Here is a 17,136-nt window from a genome sequence, read left to right as displayed (position 1 = left end):
AGCGTCTTGACCCCTGTCGCACCGTGCGACATTTCTCCGCGCCGGTCAGCGGCGCCGGGAGGGCTTCGCGGCGTTGAGGGCGACGGCGGCGCGGATCAGGGCGCGGAAGGCCTCCGGGTCGGGGTCGTCGCCCTCGCGGAGGTCGATGGCGCGGCGGACGGAGCCGTCGAGGCTGGCGTTGAAGAGCCCGGACGGGTCGGGCAGCGCCGCTCCCTTCGCGAAGGTGAGCTTGACGACCGCCTTGTAGGTCTCGCCGGTGCAGAGGATGCCGTCGTGCGACCAGACCGGCACGCCGCGCCACTTCCATTCCTCTACCACCTCGGGGTCAGCTTCCCGGATCAGCGCCCGGACACGCGCGAGCATGGCGCCCCGCCAGTCCGCCAGCCCGGCGATGCGGGCGTCGATGCGCTCCGAGGCGGTGGGCTCCCCCGCCATCGTCACATCCGCTCGCCAGGGAGGCGGCTCGCCTGCCGGACCCAGTCACCGAGCTGGCCCGCGTCGATCTCCTCGCCCTCGTGGATGTGGAGGTAGCGGACCTCCGGGTGCTTCGAGGCGACCGGCGGCGGCGGGTCCAGGCGCGCGCCGCGGTGGAAGGCGACCTTCACGTAGCGCTCGAAGCAGTGGAAGCTCAGGAACCAGGTCTCGCCGTCCATGCCGTAAAGCGGCGAGTTCCACTTCACCGCCTTGCGGACGCCGGGGACGGCGGCGACGATGAGCGCATCGAGCCGGCGGCCCACCGTCTGCTTCCAGCCCGGCATGGCGGCGATGTAGGCCTGCACCGGGGCGTCGCCGTGGCCCTTCGGGATCTGCGGGTTGCCGCCGGAGAGGAGGCGCGGCCCGGCCATCAGAACCGGTAGAACTGCGAGGCGTAGGGCGCGACGAAGCCCGCCTCGGCGGCGAGCCGGATCGCCTCGCCGACCGCGCCCTGGCTGCGGAACGGGCCGATGAACACCCGCCGGCCGAGGCCCGGGGCCCCGATGCTGGTCGCGCGGATCCCGAGCCCCTCGAAGAAGGCGACGGCGCGCGCCGCCTCGGCGTCGCTCGTCACCGTGCCGGCATGGACGCTGCCCGGATAGGGCGCCGGCGGGCCGCTGTCGGCGAGCCGCCAGCCCGCCGCCTTGCGGGCGGCGGCGACGGCGTCGAGGCGGGCGAGGTCGTCCGGCCGGGTCGTGCAGCCGTTCTGCACGAGGAGCTGGCGGTACTGGAAGAGCGGCCACGGCGTGCGCTCGCGTCCCGTCCAGGGGTCGCGCGCCTCGTTGGGCATGGCGTTGGCGTAGATGTCGAACTGCCGGAACAGCCCGACGCAGGCCGAGCGGTCGCGGCTCTGCGGCGGGATGCCGCCGGCGCAACCGGCCAGCGTCAGGGCCGCCAGCGCGAGGGCGGCGGCGCGGCGCATCAGAAGAGCTTCGGGTAGGGCCCGACGAAGCCGGCCTCGACCGCGACCGCCAGCGCCTCGGCGAGGCCGCCCTCGGTGGCGAACGGCCCGATGAAGATGCGCCGGCCGAGATAGGGCGCGCCCTGGCTGCGGACCCGGTAGCCGAGGGCGGAGAAGAACTGCCGCGCCTGCAGCTCCTCGGAGAAGCCGCCGACGATGCCGACCATCACCGCGATCGGGCGGATCGGCGCGCCGTGCTCGCCCTTGAGCTTGCCCCGGAGCTCGCGCTCGACGGTCGGCATCAGCGCGACGTCGTCCCAGTTCGTGATGCAGTTTCCGGCGCGCAGGCGCTGGATGGCGCGGCTGATCGCCGGCGCGATCGAGCCGTAGCGGCCCCAGTCGGTGTTGGAGAAGGTGGTGGTGGCGGTGTCGTAGGCGCGGAAGCGGTTCACGCAGGTCTGGTCGACGCCCGGCGAGGCCGCGGCCGCGGCGCCGGCGGCCAGCGCGGCGAGAAGGGTGAGGACGGCCTTGCGCATGCGCGGCGACTCCTTGTCGAGCCCGGGCGCCGAGTGTAAGCCCCGCGCCGACCCCGGACAACGACCTCTGCGCAGGAGCGTTCCCCCCATGGAGAAGTCATCCGCCCAGACGCGCGACTGGATCGCGACCGCGCGCACGCTGAGCGAGGCGCTGCCGTATCTCCAGCGCTACGACGGCGCGACGATCGTCATCAAGCTCGGCGGCCACGCCATGGGCTCGGCCGCGGCGATGGACGAGTTCGCCCGCGACGTGGTGCTGATGAAGCAGTGCAACGTCCATCCGGTCGTTGTCCATGGCGGCGGGCCGATGATCAACGACATGCTGAAGCGGCTGGCGATCTCGTCGAGCTTCGTCGACGGCAAGCGGGTGACCGACGAGGCCACCGTCGAGGTGGTCGAGATGGTCCTGTCGGGCCGGATCAACAAGGGGATCGTCGCGGCGATCAACCGGCAGGGCGGCAAGGCGGTCGGGCTCTCGGGCAAGGATGCGAGCCTGATGGTCTGCGAGAAGGACCTCGGCGGCGGCGGGGTGGACCTTGGCTTCGTGGGCAAGCCGGTGGAGATGCACCCGGAGGTGCTGCGGATCTTCCTCGGCTCGGACTTCATCCCGGTGGTGGCGCCGCTCGGGGTGGGGCGGCGGGGCGAGACCTACAACGTCAACGGCGACACCGCGGCCGGGGCGATCGCGGCGGCGATGAAGGCGGACCGGCTGCTGCTGCTGACCGACGTCGCCGGAGTGAAGGACGCCGCGGGGGTGGTGCTGACCGACCTGACCGCCGAGGAGGCGCGCGGGCTGATCGCCTCCGGGGTGATCTCGGGGGGGATGATCCCGAAGACCGAGACGGCGCTCGCCGCCGTGGAAGGGGGCGTGACCGCGGCGGTGATCCTCGACGGGCGGGCGCCGCATGCGGTGCTGCTCGAGCTCTTCACCGCCCATGGCGCGGGCACGCTGATCCGGAGCTGAGGCGGTTGCGCTGGGCCGGGGTGGCCGGGGCGGCGGCGGCCGAGGGGCTGGTCGCCGGCGGCGGGCTGCATCCCGGGCCGGAGGACGGGGCGCCGGAGGGGACGGGGACGATCGTGCTCCTCTGCCCGGACGGGCGGGGGTTCTGGGACCGCTTCCGCGCCGGGCCGGAATTCGGGGATGGGCGGCCGGATCCGCTGGACCGCTGGTCGCGCCGGGTGATCGGGGGGCTCGCGGCGCGGCTGGGGGCGACGGCGCTCTTTCCGTTCGGCGGGCCGCCCTGGCGGCCGTTCACCCGCTGGGCGCGGGCGAGCGGGATGGCCTGGGAGGCGCCGGTGGGCCTGCTGGTCCATGCCCGGCTCGGGCTCTTCGTCTCGTATCGCGGGGCGCTCGCCTTCGCGGCGCGGCTCGACTTGCCGGCCCCGGCGGCGCGGCCCTGCGACGCCTGCGCGCGGCCCTGCCTGACCGCCTGCCCGGCGGGGGCGATGACCGGGGCGGGCTACGACATCGCCGCCTGCCACGGGTTTCTGGACGGGGCGGAGGGGGCGGACTGCCTCGGGCGGGGTTGCGCGGTGCGGCGCGCCTGCCCGGTGGGGGCGGGGCTGCGGGCGGCGGAGCAGTCGGCGTTCCACATGGCTTCGTTCCACCGGGGGTGAGCGGTTTTGGGGCGTCCCACAGTGTGACACGGATCAAATGTTTGAAATGTATCGTTTTTTCGCGCGCTGCACGACGGTGGAGAGGGTCCCGGCCCGAAGGTTGGCCGCAACGCCCGAAGCCAGACGGATTTGACCCGCGGCAAATCCGTCCGCGATCGCCCCGCGGGGGGCGAGCGCGATCCCGCGCTCGCCGGGCGCTCACGGACGGATTGCGTGGTTCGGTGAAATCGGCGCCCCTCACGGCTTCCGCGCCACCGCGCTCCAGCCGTCGGCGCGGCGAAAGCCTTGCTTTCGCTTGTCGCGCCGTGGCCTCGCGGGCAAGCCCGCTTCGGTCGGTCGACGGTTCTTTGTCCTGCGGGCGGGCAGAGTCGTGAAGTTGGCCGGTCCGGCGGTGACGCCAAGGCCCTCCTGGCGATTGTCCTTGCATCCCGCCGCGCGCGGGCCTATATCGCCCTCATCAGCGGCAGGTTGATCCTCTCGGGTCCCTTCCACCGGAAAGTTCAACGGGCCGCGCGCCCGTTTTTTCGTTCCGGAGTCCGCCTTGGCCGACCTGATCGCCAAAGCCGCCATCGACAAGCGCCTCGCCGGCATCGTCCAGCCCACCATCGAGGGCATGGGCTTCGAGCTGGTGCGGCTGCGGCTGATGGGCGGCAAGCGCAGCACGGTGCAGATCATGGCCGAGCGGCCCGAGGGCTGGATCGAGGTCGACGACTGCGCGCGGATCAGCCGGGCGGTGTCCGCCGTGCTCGACGTCGAGGATCCGATCAGCGGCGAGTACGTGCTGGAGGTGTCCTCGCCCGGCATCGACCGGCCGCTGACCCGGCTCAAGGACTTCGAGCGCTACGAGGGCTACGAGGTCAAGATCGAGACCGCGGAGGCCATCGACGGGCGGAAGCGCTTCAAGGGCGTGCTGGCGGGGGTGCAGGACGGCGAGGTGCTGGTGGAGATCCCGGAGGGGACCATCGGCCTCTCCTTCGACCTCCTCGCCGACGCGAAGCTGGTGCTGACGGATGCGCTGATCGCCGAGAGCCTCGCGGGGCGCAAGGCGGCCGGGTTCGAGCCCGGAGAGATAGACGAGAGCCAGTTCGACGAGATCGAAGTGGACGACGAGGAGACAACCCGTGACGAGGACGAGGAAGTGAAATGAGCGTGACCTCCGCCAACCGGCTCGAGCTCCTGCAGATCGCCGATGCGGTCGCCCGGGAGAAGATGATCGACCCGGCGCTCGTCATCGAGGCGATGGAAGACAGCCTCGGCAAGGCCGCGCGGTCGCGCTACGGCGCCGAGTACGACATCCGCGCGAAGATCGACCCGAAGTCGGGCGAGCTGCACATGACGCGGTATCGCCACGTGGTCGAGGAGGTGGAGAACTTCTTCACCGAGATCACGCTGGAGGACGCGAAGGCGATCAAGCCGGACGCCGGGATCGGCGACTACCTGACCGACAGCCTGCCCCCGATGGATTTCGGCCGCATCGCCGCGCAGTCGGCGAAGCAGGTGATCATGCAGAAGGTCCGCGAGGCCGAGCGGCTGCGCCAGTACGAGGAGTTCAAGGACCGCGCCGGGACGATCATCAACGGCATCGTCAAGCGGACGGAATACGGCAACGTCATCGTCGACGTGGGCCGGGGCGAGGCGATCCTGCGCCGCGACCAGCTGATCCAGCGCGAGGCCTTCCGCAACGGCGACCGGGTGCGGGCCCTGGTGCGCGACGTGCGGCACGAGACGCGGGGGCCGCAGATCTTCCTGAGCCGGACGGCGCCGGAGTTCCTGGCGGAGCTCTTCAAGATGGAGGTGCCGGAGATCTACGACGGCGTCATCGAGATCAAGGCGGTCGCCCGCGACCCGGGCAGCCGGGCGAAGATGGGCGTCATCTCCTACGACAACTCGATCGACCCGGTCGGCGCCTGCGTCGGCATGAGGGGCTCCCGCGTGCAGGCGGTGGTGGCCGAGCTCCAGGGCGAGAAGATCGACATCATCCCGTGGAACCAGGACCCGGCGACGTTCCTCGTGAACGCGCTGCAGCCGGCCGAGGTGTCCAAGGTCGTGTTCGACGAGGACAGCGAGCGCATCGAGGTGGTGGTGCCCGACGAGCAGCTGTCGCTGGCGATCGGGCGGCGCGGGCAGAACGTGCGGCTGGCGAGCCAGCTCACCGGGTTCGACATCGACATCCTGACCGAGGCGCAGGAGAGCGAGCGGCGGCAGGCGGAGTTCGCCGAGCGCACGCAGCTCTTCATGGAGACGATGAACGTCGACGAGATGGTGGCGCAGCTGCTCGTGGCCGAGGGCTTCGCCAACCTGGAGGAGATCGCCTATGTCGATCTCGACGAGCTGACCTCGATCGACGGCTTCGACGAGACCACGGCCGAGGAGTTGCAGGCCCGGGCGCGGGAGAGCCTCGACGAGATCAACGCGCGCGCCATCGAGCGGGCGAAGGAGCTCGGGGTGCAGCAGGACCTGTTCGACTTCGAGGGGCTGACCCCGCAGATGATCGAGCGGCTGGCCGAGGACGGCGTCCTCAACCTCGAGGAGTTCGCGCGCTGCGCCGACTGGGAGCTCGCGGGCGGGTTCACCACGAACGCCGAGGGCAAGCGGGTGAAGGACGAGGGCCTGCTCGAGAAGTTCGACATGAGCCTCGAGGAGGCGCAGACGCTGATCATGAACGCCCGCGTGCAGCTCGGCTGGGTCGATCCGTCCGAGCTGGAGGCGGAGGCGGAGGCCGCCGAGGGCGAGGCGGCGGAAGGCGAAGAGGAGAAGGACGCCTGAGGGACGACGACGTGACGCGCGGCGGCCGGCCGAAGGACCGCGAGGCGCCCGAGCGGCGCTGCATCGTGACGCGCGCGAGCGCGCCGCAGGCCGGGCTCGTGCGTTTCGTGATCGCGCCGGACGGCGCGGTCGTGCCGGACCTCGCCGGAAAGTTGCCCGGCCGTGGCCTCTATGTCACGGCCGACGCGAAGGCCCTTGCGGCGGCGGCGGCGAAGGGCCATTTCGCCAAGGCGGCGCGCCGGCAGGTCTCGGCGCCCGCGGATCTCGCGGCCCTGGTCGAGGACGGCCTGGCGCGGCGGGTGGTCGAGTTGATCGCGCTGGCCCGCAAGGCGGGGCAGGCGGTCGCGGGGCTCGAGAAGGTCAAGGAGGCGCTGGTCGGGGGCAAGGCCGCGCTCCTCGTTCAGGCGTCGGACGGATCAGCGCGCGGCAAGGCCGCGCTGCGGCCGCCGGCGGGCGGGAGCAGCCATGTGACCTGCCTCACCGCGGACGAATTGGGTTTGGCATTCGCCCGCGATAGTGTGATACATGCCGCCGTGCTCGAGGGGGGCCTCGCGAAACGCATCGGCGACGAGGCCCGACGGCTTGCAGGCGTCAGGGGCAGCCTCTACTACGACGCGCCGTCGGCGGACGGCGCCATGGACGATTCGGCGGACGATCGAACGGCGGGGGAACGCCTCCGCGCGGAAAGGCAGACGACGGAATGACGGACATCAAGGACAGCGACCGCAGCCGGGGCAAGCCGCTCGGACTGCGCGGCGCCGGCGGAACGGAGACCCACCACGTGAAGCAGAGCTTCAGCCACGGCCGCACCAAGTCGGTGACGGTCGAGACGAAGCGCAAGCGGGTCGTCGTGCCGAAGCCGGGCGCCGCCCAGGCCACGGCCGCCAATCCGCGCGGCGCCGTCGCCCAGAACCTGTCCGAGGCCGAGTTCGAGCGGCGGCTGAAGGCCGTCGAGGCCGCCAAGGCCGCCGAGGCCGAGCGCGTCCGCAAGGAGCGCGAGGCGACCGCGGCCCGCGACGCCGAGCTGGCGCGGCTGCGCGCCGAGAAGGACGCCGCCGAGCGCGAGGAGCGCGAGCGCGAGATCCGCGAGCAGCGCGCCGCCGCCGCCGCCGAGGAGGCCGCGGCCGCCGCGGCGAAGGCCGCCGCCAGCGCCGCCGCGCGGCCCGCCCCCGCGGCGGCGCGCGGCGCGGCCCCGGCGCCCGTCGACACCGCCGCGGCGCAGGCGCAGGCCGCCCGCGCCGAGGCCGGACGTGCGCCGGGCGGCGGCGGGGCCAAGAAGGCGACGCTGAAGGCCGTCGTCGACGAGAAGAAGCCGACGCGCGCCAAGGACGACGAGCGCCGCCGCGCCGGCAAGCTCACCATCGCCAACGCCACCGACGAGGAGGGCCGCCAGCGCTCGCTCGCCGCGATGCGCCGCCGCCAGGAGCGCGACAAGCGCCGGATGACGGGCGGCCACGGCGAGCGCGAGAAGGTGGTGCGCGAGGTGCAGGTGCCGGACGCGATCACGGTGCAGGAGCTCGCCAACCGCATGGCGGAGCGGGTCGCCGCCGTGGTGAAGGCGCTGATGCAGAACGGCATCATGGCGACGCAGAACCAGACCATCGACGCGGACACCGCGACGCTGATCGTCGAGGATTTCGGCCACAAGGTGGTGCGCCGGTCGGAATCGGACGTCGAGGACGTGATCGTCCAGGCCTCCGGCGACGACGAGGCGAACCAGCAGCCGCGCGCCCCGATCGTGACGATCATGGGCCATGTCGACCACGGCAAGACCTCGCTCCTCGACGCGATCCGCAAGACCAACGTGGTCTCGGGCGAGGCGGGCGGCATCACCCAGCACATCGGCGCCTATCAGGTGCGGACCGAGGGCGGGCAGCTGATCACCTTCCTCGACACGCCGGGCCACGCCGCGTTCACCTCGATGCGCGCCCGCGGCGCGCAGGTGACGGACATCGTCATCCTGGTCGTGGCGGCCGACGACAGCGTCATGCCGCAGACGATCGAGGCGATCAGCCACGCCCGCGCCGCCGGCGTGCCGATGATCATCGCGATCAACAAGATCGACCGCCCGGCCGCCGATCCGCGCAAGGTGCGCACCCAGCTCCTCCAGCACGAGGTGGTGGTCGAGGAGATGGGCGGCGAGACGCTCGACGTCGAGGTCTCGGCCGTCACCGGCAAGGGGCTCGACACGCTGCTCGAGGACATCGCGCTGCAGGCCGAGCTGCTCGACCTCAAGGCGAACCCGGACCGTCTGGCCGAGGGCGCCGTCATCGAGGCGAAGCTCGACGTCGGCCGCGGGCCCGTGGCCACGGTGCTGGTGCAGAAGGGCACGCTCAGGCGCGGCGACATCTTCGTCGTCGGCGAGCAGTGGGGCAAGGTGCGCGCGCTCATCAACGACAAGGGCGAGCGCGTCGACGCGGCCGGCCCCTCGGTTCCGGTCGAGGTGCTCGGCCTCAACGGCACGCCTGAGGCGGGCGACGTGCTGAACGTCGTCGCCGACGAGGCGAAGGCCCGCGAGATCGCCGACTACCGCGCCCGCCTCGCCCGCGACAAGCGCGCGGCGGCCGGCTCGGCGACGACGCTCGACCAGCTCCTGGCGAAGGCCAAGGCCGACAAGGACGTCAAGGAGCTGCCTGTCGTCGTGAAGTCCGACGTGCAGGGCTCCGCCGAGGCGATCGTGCAGGCGCTGGAGAAGATCTCCACCGACGAGGTGCGCATCCGCGTGCTGCATTCGGGCGTGGGCGCGATCACCGAGTCGGACGTGACGCTGGCCGAGGCCTCGGGCGCGCCGATCATCGGCTTCAACGTCCGCGCCAACGCGCCGGCGCGCGAGAGCGCGAACCAGAAGGGCGTCGAGATCCGCTACTATTCGATCATCTACGACCTCGTGGACGACGTGAAGAAGGCGGCCTCGGGCCTGCTCAGCCCGGAGATCCGCGAGAAGTTCGTCGGCTATGCGCGGATCAAGGAGGTCTTCAAGATCACCGGCGTCGGCAAGGTCGCGGGTTGCGTGGTCACCGAGGGCGTGGCGCGCCGGGCCGCGGGCGTCCGCCTGCTGCGCGACAACGTGGTGATCCACGAGGGCAAGCTGAAGACGCTGAAGCGCTTCAAGGACGAAGTGCGCGAGGTGCTGGCCGGGCAGGAATGCGGCATGGCCTTCGAGAACTACGACGACATCCGCGAGGCGGACGTCATCGAGATCTTCGAGACCGAGAAGGTCGAGCGCACGCTCGCCTGACGCGGTCTGGCCTGACGATCCGGATGACCGGCAGCCCATCGGGCTGCCGGTTTTCGTTTCGGCGGTCCCGCCGCGCGTGGGTGTTCACGCGTTAAGATCACCCAAGTCATATGGAGCCGGCAAGCCCGCCCGGCCACCACGACCCTTCGGCCTCGGCGTCGTCGAACTTGGGCTGAAGTTCGGGCGGCCGGCCGAAGGGGGTAGTCGGAGGGCGATCTTGCGGAGGCGGCGCGCGCCGGGACGGCGCCGCAGCGGAGTTTTTTGCGCTGCGGCGCGCTCGGCTTCGCTTTGTGTCGCAAATTGGTCGCAAACCCGCACCGGCGCGGGGCGCGATGGGCGCAGTCTGGGCGCGGTCCGTCCGGCCGCCCATGCCAAGGCCGGGCCGCCATTCTCCACCCCAGCAGCCAGGGAACGATTGCATGAACAAGCCCAAGCGCCTTGCCGACATCGACCCGCTGGTGTTCTGGCCATCGGTCGCGATCGCCGGCAGCTTCGTTCTCTGGGGCACGCTCGGCCCCGACAGCCTCGCCACCGTCGCCGGCGCCGTCCTGTCGTTCATCATCGACGGGTTTGGATGGACCTTCGTGGTCTCGACCGCGGTCTTCCTCGCCTTCGCGGTGTTCCTCGCCGCCAGCCGCTTCGGCAATGTCAAGCTCGGGCGCGACGACGAGGAGCCGGAGTTCACTACCGTCTCCTGGGTCTGCATGATGTTCAGCGTGGGCATGGGCATCGGGCTGATGTTCTGGGGCGTCGCCGAGCCGATCTCGCACTTCGCCAAGCCCCCGCACGGCCTCGCGGCGCCTCAGAGCCGCGAGGCCGCGCTCCTCGCCATGCAGTATTCCTACTTCCACTGGGCGCTGCACCCTTGGGCGATCTACGCCGTGACCGGGTTGGCCATCGCCTATTTCAGCTTCCGGCGCGGGTTGCCGGTGCTGATCTCGAGCGCGTTCACGCCGCTGCTCGGCGACGCCGCGCGCGGGCCGCTCGGCAAGGCGATCGACACGCTCGCGATCATCGCGACGCTCTTCGGCACCGCGACCTCGCTCGGGCTCGGGGCGCAGCAGATCAACAGCGGCATGAACTTCCTGTGGGGCACCGGCGAGTCGAACGGGATCGCGCTCACCATCATCGCCGTCCTGACGGTGATGTTCATCCTGTCGGCCGTCTCCGGCGTCGGCAAGGGCATCCAGTTCCTCAGCAACTTCAACATGGTGCTCGCCGTCCTGCTCCTCGTCTTCCTGTCGCTGGTCGGGCCGACGACCTTCATCCTCAACACCCTGCCCGAGGCGCTCGGGGACTATCTCTCGAACCTCGTCAGCATGTCCTTCAAGACCGCCGCCTTCAGTGACGGCGACTGGCTGGCCGGCTGGACCATCTTCTACTGGGCCTGGTGGGTGAGCTGGGCGCCCTTCGTCGGCGTCTTCATCGCCCGCATCTCGCGCGGGCGGACGATCCGCGAGTTCGTCATCGGCGTGCTGCTGATCCCGAGCGTGGTGACGTTCATCTGGTTCACCATCATGGGCGGCGCGGCGCTCTATTCGGAGCTCGCCGGCGCGGGCGGCCTCGTCGAGGCGGTGGAAACCCAGGGCGCGCCGATCTCGCTCTTCGCGCTGCTCGACCAGTATCCGATGGCGGGGCTCACCTGTTTCGTGGCGATGTTCCTCGTGGCGATCTTCTTCGTCTCCGGCGCGGATGCGGGCTCGGTGGTGATGGGGATGCTGTCGGAGCGCGGCACGACCGAGCCGGCGAGCCGCGTCGTCGTCCTCTGGGGCGTCATGGCCGGCGCCTCGGCCTCGGTGCTCCTCGTCATGGGCGGGCTCGGCGGGTTGCAGACCGCGGCGATCATCGCGGCGGCGCCCTTCCTCGTCGTCATGGGGGGGCTTTGCGTGTCGCTCTGGCACGCGCTGATGGACGAGCTCGAGGGACAGGGCGTCGAGCGGGGCGGCCGGCGGGAGACCGGTGCCGATACGGTGACGAAGTAGCCTGATCGACCCCGTGTCGATCGGGACGCGCCGGCCCTCACGAGGGCCGGCGTGCCCCGATCCCAAGCAAGGGCCTTCGGAGGGGCCCCTCGCCCTCCGCGCAGGCGCTCCGGGAATACGTGACGCTGGCCGCGCGGGGCGCGGCCTTCTCTATTTCGGGCGGACGGCGGCGAAGCCGCGGCCGAGGGCGCGCCAGCCGGCGAAGGCGAGGATGAGCGCGCCGGCGGCGGCGACGTGGAAGGGCGCGGCGAGCGCGGCGGCATGGGGCAGGACGGTTCCGGCGGCGCGGACGATCAGGCCGGAGAGGAGGAGGCCGACCGGCATCATCCCCCAGGCGAGCAGCCGGTAGAGGCTGTTGACCCGGCCGAGCAGGCGGTCGGGGATGGCGCGCTGGCGGTACGACACCGAGACGACGTTCCAGACGAGGCCAGTGAACTCGAAGGCCATGAGCGCCAGCGCCAGCGCGAGCGGCCCCGGGGCGAGGGCGATGGCGACGAAGGCGGGGGCCGAGGCGAGCAGCATCCATTGCGCCGTCGGCCCCGGCCCTAGCCGGGCGACCACGCGCGCCCCGGCGAGGCTGCCGGCGATGCCGCCGAACGCGCCGGCGGCGAGGACGAGGCCGTAGGCGCGCGCCCCCATGCCGAGGTTCTCCTGCACGTGGAGCACCAGCGCGATCGACACCATCTGGAAGAACAGGTTCCAGAACCCGGTCAGCCAGGCGAGCGTGCGCAGGAGCGGCGCGGCGCGCAGGAACGCGAAGCCCTCGCCGAGCTCGCGCCGCCAGGCGCGCGGCGCCTCGGCGGCGGGGCGGAAGCGGCCGGCGATGCTGGCGACCGCCAGCGCCGCGGCGGCGTACGCGGCGGCGTTGGCGGCGAAAGGCGCGGGCGCGGCGATGGCGACGAGGAAGGCGCCGAGGGCCGGGCCGACGAGGGCGTTGCCGACGAGCTCGACGCTCCAGAGCCGGCCGTTGGCGCGCTCGAGCCGGTCGTGAGGCACGAGGCTCGGCAGCATGGTTTGGGCGGCGTTGTCGCGGAACACCTCGCCCGCGCCGACCAGCGCCGCCGCCGCGACCAGCGCGGCGAAGGCGGAGGGCACGGCGAGCCCGCGGTCCGGCGCCGGCGGCAGCGGCAGCGCCGCCCAGAGCGCGAGCGCCGCGGCGGCGAAGGCGGCGGCGCGGACGATGTCCATCGCGAGGATCAGCCGCCGGCGGTCGACGCGGTCGGCGACGACGCCCGCCGGCAGCGCGAACAGCGCCCAGGGCAAGCGCAGCGCGACGGCGACCAGCGAGATGAGCAGCGGGTCGCGGGTCAGCAGCGAGGCGACCCAGGCCCAGGCGACGGTCGCGACGCCGTCGCCGAGATTGGTGAGCCCGCTCGCCGCGCCGAAGCGGGCGAGCGGCGTCACCGGCGTGCCGACGTCGGACTCGGGAGCGACGGGATCAGGAGTTGAAGATCGCGAGGAAGATCAGGACGGCCGCCGCCGCGCCGAAGACGTAGACCCAGAAGCGGGCGAAGTTCTCGAACATCTTCTGGTGCTCGGCGACGTCTGCCGAGCCGTGGACGTGCGCGGGGGCGTGTCCGTGGGCGTGCTGGTGGGCGGGGGCATGGGCGTGGCTGTGGTCGGCCAAGTCTCGGCTCCTTCGTCTGGCGCTCCCCGCGGGGATTCCCGATCTTCTAGCTTGGCCGCGGCGGGCTGTCAGGCCCCTAATCGGCGCCAGCGCCAGACGCCCTTGGCGTCGGCGGCGCGCTCGACCAGTCCGAGGGCGCGGGCGTGGTTGAGCCGGCCCACCGCCTCGGCGAGGGCGAGGCCGTACTCGCCCGCGCCGATGGGGCGGCGGTAGAGGGCGTCGAAGCACTCCGCCGCGGAGCGGGGCGCGTCGAGCGCGGCGAGCAGGCGCTCGCCGGCGTCGGCGCTGTCGGCGAGGAGGGCCGCGAGGCGGCGGCTGGGGTCGAGGAAGGGCCGGCCGTGGCCGGGGAGGGTGAGCTGCTCCGGCCGGGCGAGGTCGGCGAGGCGGCGGCAGCTCTCGTTCCACGCCCCGACCGGGTCGGCGTCGGGCTCGCTGGCGTAGACGCCGAGGTTCGGGGTGATGCCGGGCAGGATCTGGTCGCCGGCGAGGACGAGGTCGTGGTCGATCCCCCAGAGCGTCGCGTGCTCCGGCGCGTGGCCGTCGCCGATGGCGACGCGCCAGCGCCGGCCGCCGGCGTCGATCTCGTCGCCCTCGGCGATGCGGCGGAAGCCGAGGGGCAGCGGCGCGATCATGTCGGCGTAGTTGACCGGCCGGCTCCCGGCGCGCGCGGCGAGGAGGTCGGGCGCCATGCCGGCGGCGCGCCAGAAGGCGAGGGCCTCGGGCGTCGGGCGGTCCTGCACGTCGAGGCTGAGCATCCGCGCGTAGAGCCAGGCGGTGCGGGTGATCCAGGTCTCGGCGCCGAGGGCCGCGCGGAACCAGCCGGCGAGCCCGACATGGTCGGGGTGGTGGTGGGTGACGATCAGCCGGCGGACGGGGCGCCCGGCGAGCGGGCCGATCAGCAGCGCGCCCCAGGCGGCGCGGGTGGGCGGGTCGTCGAGCCCGGCGTCGACGATCGTCCAGCCGTCGCCGTCGTCGAGGGCGTAGACGTTGACGTGGTCGGGCCTGGCGAAGGCGGGCAGGCGCAGCCAGAGCACGCCCTCGGCGACCTTGACCGCCGCGCCGGGGGCGGGCGGCTCGAAGGGGAAGCGCAGGTGTCCGGGGGCGCCGTCCTCCATCACGCGCCCAAGTCGATGGCGTAGAGCCCCGCCGCGCCCTCGCTGGCGGCGGCGCAGAGGGCGGCGACCTCGGGCAGGTTGCGGCGCAGGTGGAAATCGCACAGCGCCGCCCAGCCGCCCGGGTCCGCGGCGGCGGCGCGAACGAGGTAGTGCCCCCCGAGGGTCAGCGCGAAGGCGCGCAGGTAGGGGACGGCGCCGGCGAAGCGATCGTCCGGCGCGGCGGCGAGCATCCAGTCGGTGGCGATCGCGAGCGCGTCGGCGGCGGCGGCGAGGCGGCCCTCGGGCTCCTGCGCCGCGGTCGCGGCGATCTCGGCGAGGAGCGCGCGCGCCGCGACGCCGCCGTCGGCGAGCTTGCGGCCGACGAGGTCCATCGCCTGCACGCCGTTGGTGCCCTCGTAGATCGGGGTGACGCGGACGTCGCGGTAGAACTGCGCGACGCCGGTCTCCTCGATATAGCCCATGCCGCCATGGACCTGCACCGCGAGCGCGGCGACCTCACAGCCGACATCGGTGCCGAAGGCCTTGGCGATCGGAGTGAGCAGCGCGCCGCGGGCCGCCCAGGCGGGATCGCCGGTGGCGGCGGCCATGTCGAGCGAGAGGGCGCAGTCGAGCGCGATCGCCCGCGCCGTCACCGTCGCCGCGCGCATCGCGGCGAGCATCCGGCGGACGTCGGGAAAGCCGGCGATGCCGGGCTCGTCCGCGTCGGGCGAGCGGCCCTGCCGGCGCTCGCGGGCATAGGCGAGGGCCGCCTGATACGCGGCTTCGGCGACGCCCACCCCCTGCACGCCGACGCCGAGGCGGGCGTTGTTCATCATGGTGAACATCGCCGCCATGCCGCCATGCGGCGCCCCGACCAGCCAGCCGGTCGCGCCCTCGTAGGACATCACGCAGGTCGGGCTGCCGTGGAGGCCGAGCTTGTGCTCGAGCGAGACGACGCGCAGCGCGTTGGCGCGGCCCGGCTCGCCGTCGGCGTCGGGAATGCGCTTCGGCACGAGGAAGAGCGACAGGCCCCGGGTGCCGGGCGCGGCGTCCGGCAGGCGGGCGAGGACGAGGTGGCAGACGTTCCCGGCGACGTCGTGGTCGCCCCAGGTGATGAAGATCTTCTGCCCGGTGACCAGCCACGTCCCGTCCGGCCCCGGCTCGGCGCGCGAGCACACCGCGCCGACGTCGGTGCCGGCCTGCGGCTCGGTCAGGTTCATCGTGCCGGTCCAGGTCCCGGAGACGAGCTTCGGCAGGTAGAGCGCCTGCAGCTCCGCCGAGCCGTGCTTCTCCAGCGCCTCGATCGCGCCCTGGCTGAGCAGCGGGCAGAGCGACAGCGCGAGGTTGGCCGCCGAGGCCATCTCGCCGACGCAGGTGGCGAGCGTCAGCGGCAGGCCCATGCCGCCGTGCTCGGGGCTGGCGGCGAGGCCGACCCAGCCGCCCTCGGCATAGGCGCGGTAGGCCTCCGCGAAGCCCGGCGAGGTGCGCACCACGCCGTTCTCCAGCCGCGCCGGGGTCTCGTCGCCGGCGCGGCGGGTGGGGGCGAGCGCGGTCTCGGCGAGCTTGCCCGCCTCGGCGAGGATCGCGTCCACCGTCTCGGGCGTCGCCTCGGCGAAGCGGTCGGTCCCGGTCAGCCGCCCGGCGTCGAGGACCGGGCCGAGCAGGAAGCGCATCTCGGCGACAGGGGCTCGGTAGGCCATCGGCGTCTCTCCGGCGCGTCTTTCCGCTTCCGGCGCCGCTCCCGCGCCGCTAAGAGGGGCCGCCGCCGCGGGAGCCTAGGCGAGCGGGCGGGCGGGAACAAGCGAGACGCCGCGTCATGACGGACCGCAACGCCGTCCTTCTTCCGGCCGACCCCGACGGGGTGCGGGCCGCCGCCCACCTGCTCGCCGCGGGCGCGCTGGTCGCCTTTCCGACCGAGACGGTCTACGGCCTCGGCGCGGACGCCCGCAGCGATCGCGCCGTCGCCGGAATCTTCGCCGCCAAGGGGCGGCCGGCGTTCAATCCGCTGATCGTCCACGTCGCCGGCGTCGCCGCCGCCGCGCCGCTGGCCGAGCTGGGGCCGGAGGCGCTGGCGCTCGCGGAGCGGTTCTGGCCCGGCCCGCTGACGCTGGTGGTCCCGCGCCGGCCCGACGCGGGCCTCGCCGCGGCGGTGACGGCCGGCCTGGGGAGCGTGGCGCTGCGCGCGCCCGCGCATCCGCTGGCCCGGGCGCTGCTCGACGCCTTCGGCGGGCCGCTGGCCGGCCCCTCGGCCAATCCCTCGGGCACGGTCAGCCCGACGACGGCGGCGCATGTGCTGGAGGGCCTGGGCGGGCGCATCGCCGCGGTGCTCGACGGCGGACCCTGCCCGGTCGGGGTCGAATCGACCATCGTCGGCCTCGCCGACGGCGCGCCGCGATTGCTGCGGCCCGGCGGCCTGCCCGTCGAGGCGATCGAGGCGGCGCTCGGCCGGCCGCTCGCGGGGGCGGGGCAGGGGATCACCGCCCCGGGCCAGCTCGCCTCGCACTACGCGCCCCGCGCCGCGCTCCGGCTCGGGGCCGCCGCGCCGGAGCCGGACGAGGCCTGGCTCGGCTTCGGGCCGGGGCCGGTGGGCGACCCGGGGCTCAACCTCTCCGAGGCCGGCGACCTCGACGAGGCGGCGGCGCGCCTCTTCGCCTGCCTGCGCGATCTCGACGCGCTGGCCGCCGCCGCCGGCCGCGCCCGCATCGCGGTGGCGCGGATCCCCGAGGCGGGTCTCGGCCGCGCCATCAACGACCGCCTGCGCCGCGCCGCCGCCCCGCGCGGGTGACGGCGCGGGTGCGGGTTGCGACGGCCGGCGCAGAGCGGGCGGCGCCCGCATTTCGGGTGAAGCCGCGGACCGGGATGAATGGGCCGCGACGGTGAAGCCACACGGATTTGACCTGT

The 17,136-nt window shown here is 73.3% G+C and carries 16 protein-coding genes; 8 read left to right on the top strand and 8 right to left on the bottom strand.

The features are described from left to right. Positions 1 to 45: 45 nt before the first annotated feature. The 4 genes from KBB57_RS02930 to KBB57_RS02915 are packed head-to-tail and all read right to left on the bottom strand — an operon-like array spanning position 46 to position 1,911. On the bottom strand, positions 46 to 435 hold the full coding sequence (locus KBB57_RS02930) for a DUF1801 domain-containing protein (protein ID WP_290746534.1): 390 nt from the start codon (positions 433 to 435) through the stop codon (positions 46 to 48). 2 nt (positions 436 to 437) lie between these two features. Beyond that, the gene (locus tag KBB57_RS02925; protein WP_290746531.1) at positions 438 to 845 is read right to left on the bottom strand and encodes a DUF1801 domain-containing protein; all 408 of its coding nucleotides are present in this window, start codon (positions 843 to 845) and stop codon (positions 438 to 440) included. Further along, complete coding sequence (locus KBB57_RS02920; protein WP_290746528.1) at positions 845 to 1,396, bottom strand: hypothetical protein; 552 nt, start codon at positions 1,394 to 1,396, stop codon at positions 845 to 847. Before KBB57_RS02920 ends, KBB57_RS02925 begins: the two co-directional genes overlap by 1 nt. Then, entirely contained in the window at positions 1,396 to 1,911 is a 516-nt protein-coding gene (locus KBB57_RS02915; RefSeq protein ID WP_290746525.1) for a hypothetical protein, read from the bottom strand. The genes KBB57_RS02920 and KBB57_RS02915 overlap by 1 nt, the downstream gene beginning before the upstream one ends. Positions 1,912 to 1,999: 88 nt before the next feature. Between KBB57_RS02915 and argB the strand changes: the two genes are divergently transcribed. The 7 genes from argB to KBB57_RS02880 all read left to right on the top strand — a co-directional run bounded on the left by argB (position 2,000) and on the right by KBB57_RS02880 (position 11,514). Beyond that, positions 2,000 to 2,875 carry an acetylglutamate kinase gene (argB, locus tag KBB57_RS02910; protein WP_290746522.1) on the top strand — a complete coding sequence of 292 codons (876 nt, stop codon included), beginning with the start codon at positions 2,000 to 2,002 and terminating at the stop codon, positions 2,873 to 2,875. Positions 2,876 to 2,880: 5 nt separating this feature from the next. Beyond that, a complete protein-coding gene (locus tag KBB57_RS02905; protein WP_290746520.1) occupies positions 2,881 to 3,528 on the top strand; it encodes a ferredoxin in 648 nt (215 codons plus the stop codon). 541 nt (positions 3,529 to 4,069) lie between these two features. Beyond that, a complete protein-coding gene (gene rimP / locus KBB57_RS02900) occupies positions 4,070 to 4,675 on the top strand; it encodes a ribosome maturation factor RimP (RefSeq protein WP_290746517.1) in 606 nt (201 codons plus the stop codon). Continuing rightward, entirely contained in the window at positions 4,672 to 6,294 is a 1,623-nt protein-coding gene (gene nusA / locus KBB57_RS02895) for a transcription termination factor NusA (RefSeq protein WP_290746514.1), read from the top strand. The genes rimP and nusA overlap by 4 nt, the downstream gene beginning before the upstream one ends. Before the next feature lie 11 nt (positions 6,295 to 6,305). Continuing rightward, positions 6,306 to 6,998, top strand: coding sequence for an RNA-binding protein (locus tag KBB57_RS02890; protein WP_290746511.1), 693 nt, complete (start codon positions 6,306 to 6,308; stop codon positions 6,996 to 6,998). Beyond that, complete coding sequence (gene infB, locus KBB57_RS02885; RefSeq protein ID WP_290746508.1) at positions 6,995 to 9,532, top strand: translation initiation factor IF-2; 2,538 nt, start codon at positions 6,995 to 6,997, stop codon at positions 9,530 to 9,532. The genes KBB57_RS02890 and infB overlap by 4 nt, the downstream gene beginning before the upstream one ends. Positions 9,533 to 9,951: 419 nt before the next feature. After that, positions 9,952 to 11,514, top strand: a complete 1,563-nt coding sequence (locus KBB57_RS02880; RefSeq protein ID WP_290746505.1) for a BCCT family transporter — start codon at positions 9,952 to 9,954, stop codon at positions 11,512 to 11,514. A gap of 150 nt (positions 11,515 to 11,664) precedes the next feature. On the opposite strand, the gene KBB57_RS02875 is transcribed toward KBB57_RS02880, so the two are convergent. From KBB57_RS02875 to KBB57_RS02860, 4 genes are all read right to left on the bottom strand, one after another. Continuing rightward, entirely contained in the window at positions 11,665 to 12,918 is a 1,254-nt protein-coding gene (locus tag KBB57_RS02875; RefSeq protein ID WP_290746502.1) for an MFS transporter, read from the bottom strand. Between the two features lie 34 nt (positions 12,919 to 12,952). Beyond that, complete coding sequence (locus KBB57_RS02870; RefSeq protein ID WP_290746499.1) at positions 12,953 to 13,141, bottom strand: aa3-type cytochrome c oxidase subunit IV; 189 nt, start codon at positions 13,139 to 13,141, stop codon at positions 12,953 to 12,955. Between the two features lie 68 nt (positions 13,142 to 13,209). Beyond that, positions 13,210 to 14,256, bottom strand: a complete 1,047-nt coding sequence (locus KBB57_RS02865; RefSeq protein ID WP_290746496.1) for an MBL fold metallo-hydrolase — start codon at positions 14,254 to 14,256, stop codon at positions 13,210 to 13,212. Continuing rightward, entirely contained in the window at positions 14,256 to 15,935 is a 1,680-nt protein-coding gene (locus KBB57_RS02860; RefSeq protein WP_290746493.1) for an acyl-CoA dehydrogenase, read from the bottom strand. Before KBB57_RS02860 ends, KBB57_RS02865 begins: the two co-directional genes overlap by 1 nt. A 116-nt stretch (positions 15,936 to 16,051) precedes the next feature. Here KBB57_RS02860 and KBB57_RS02855 point away from each other — a divergent pair, with 116 nt between their 5' ends. Continuing rightward, positions 16,052 to 17,020, top strand: a complete 969-nt coding sequence (locus KBB57_RS02855; protein ID WP_290746490.1) for an L-threonylcarbamoyladenylate synthase — start codon at positions 16,052 to 16,054, stop codon at positions 17,018 to 17,020. Positions 17,021 to 17,136: the final 116 nt, after the last annotated feature.

Source organism: Amaricoccus sp., from assembly GCF_017993425.1.
GTDB lineage: Bacteria > Pseudomonadota > Alphaproteobacteria > Rhodobacterales > Rhodobacteraceae > Amaricoccus.
Note: the sequence above shows the minus strand (reverse complement) of the source record. Positions and strands in the feature narration are given on the sequence as shown.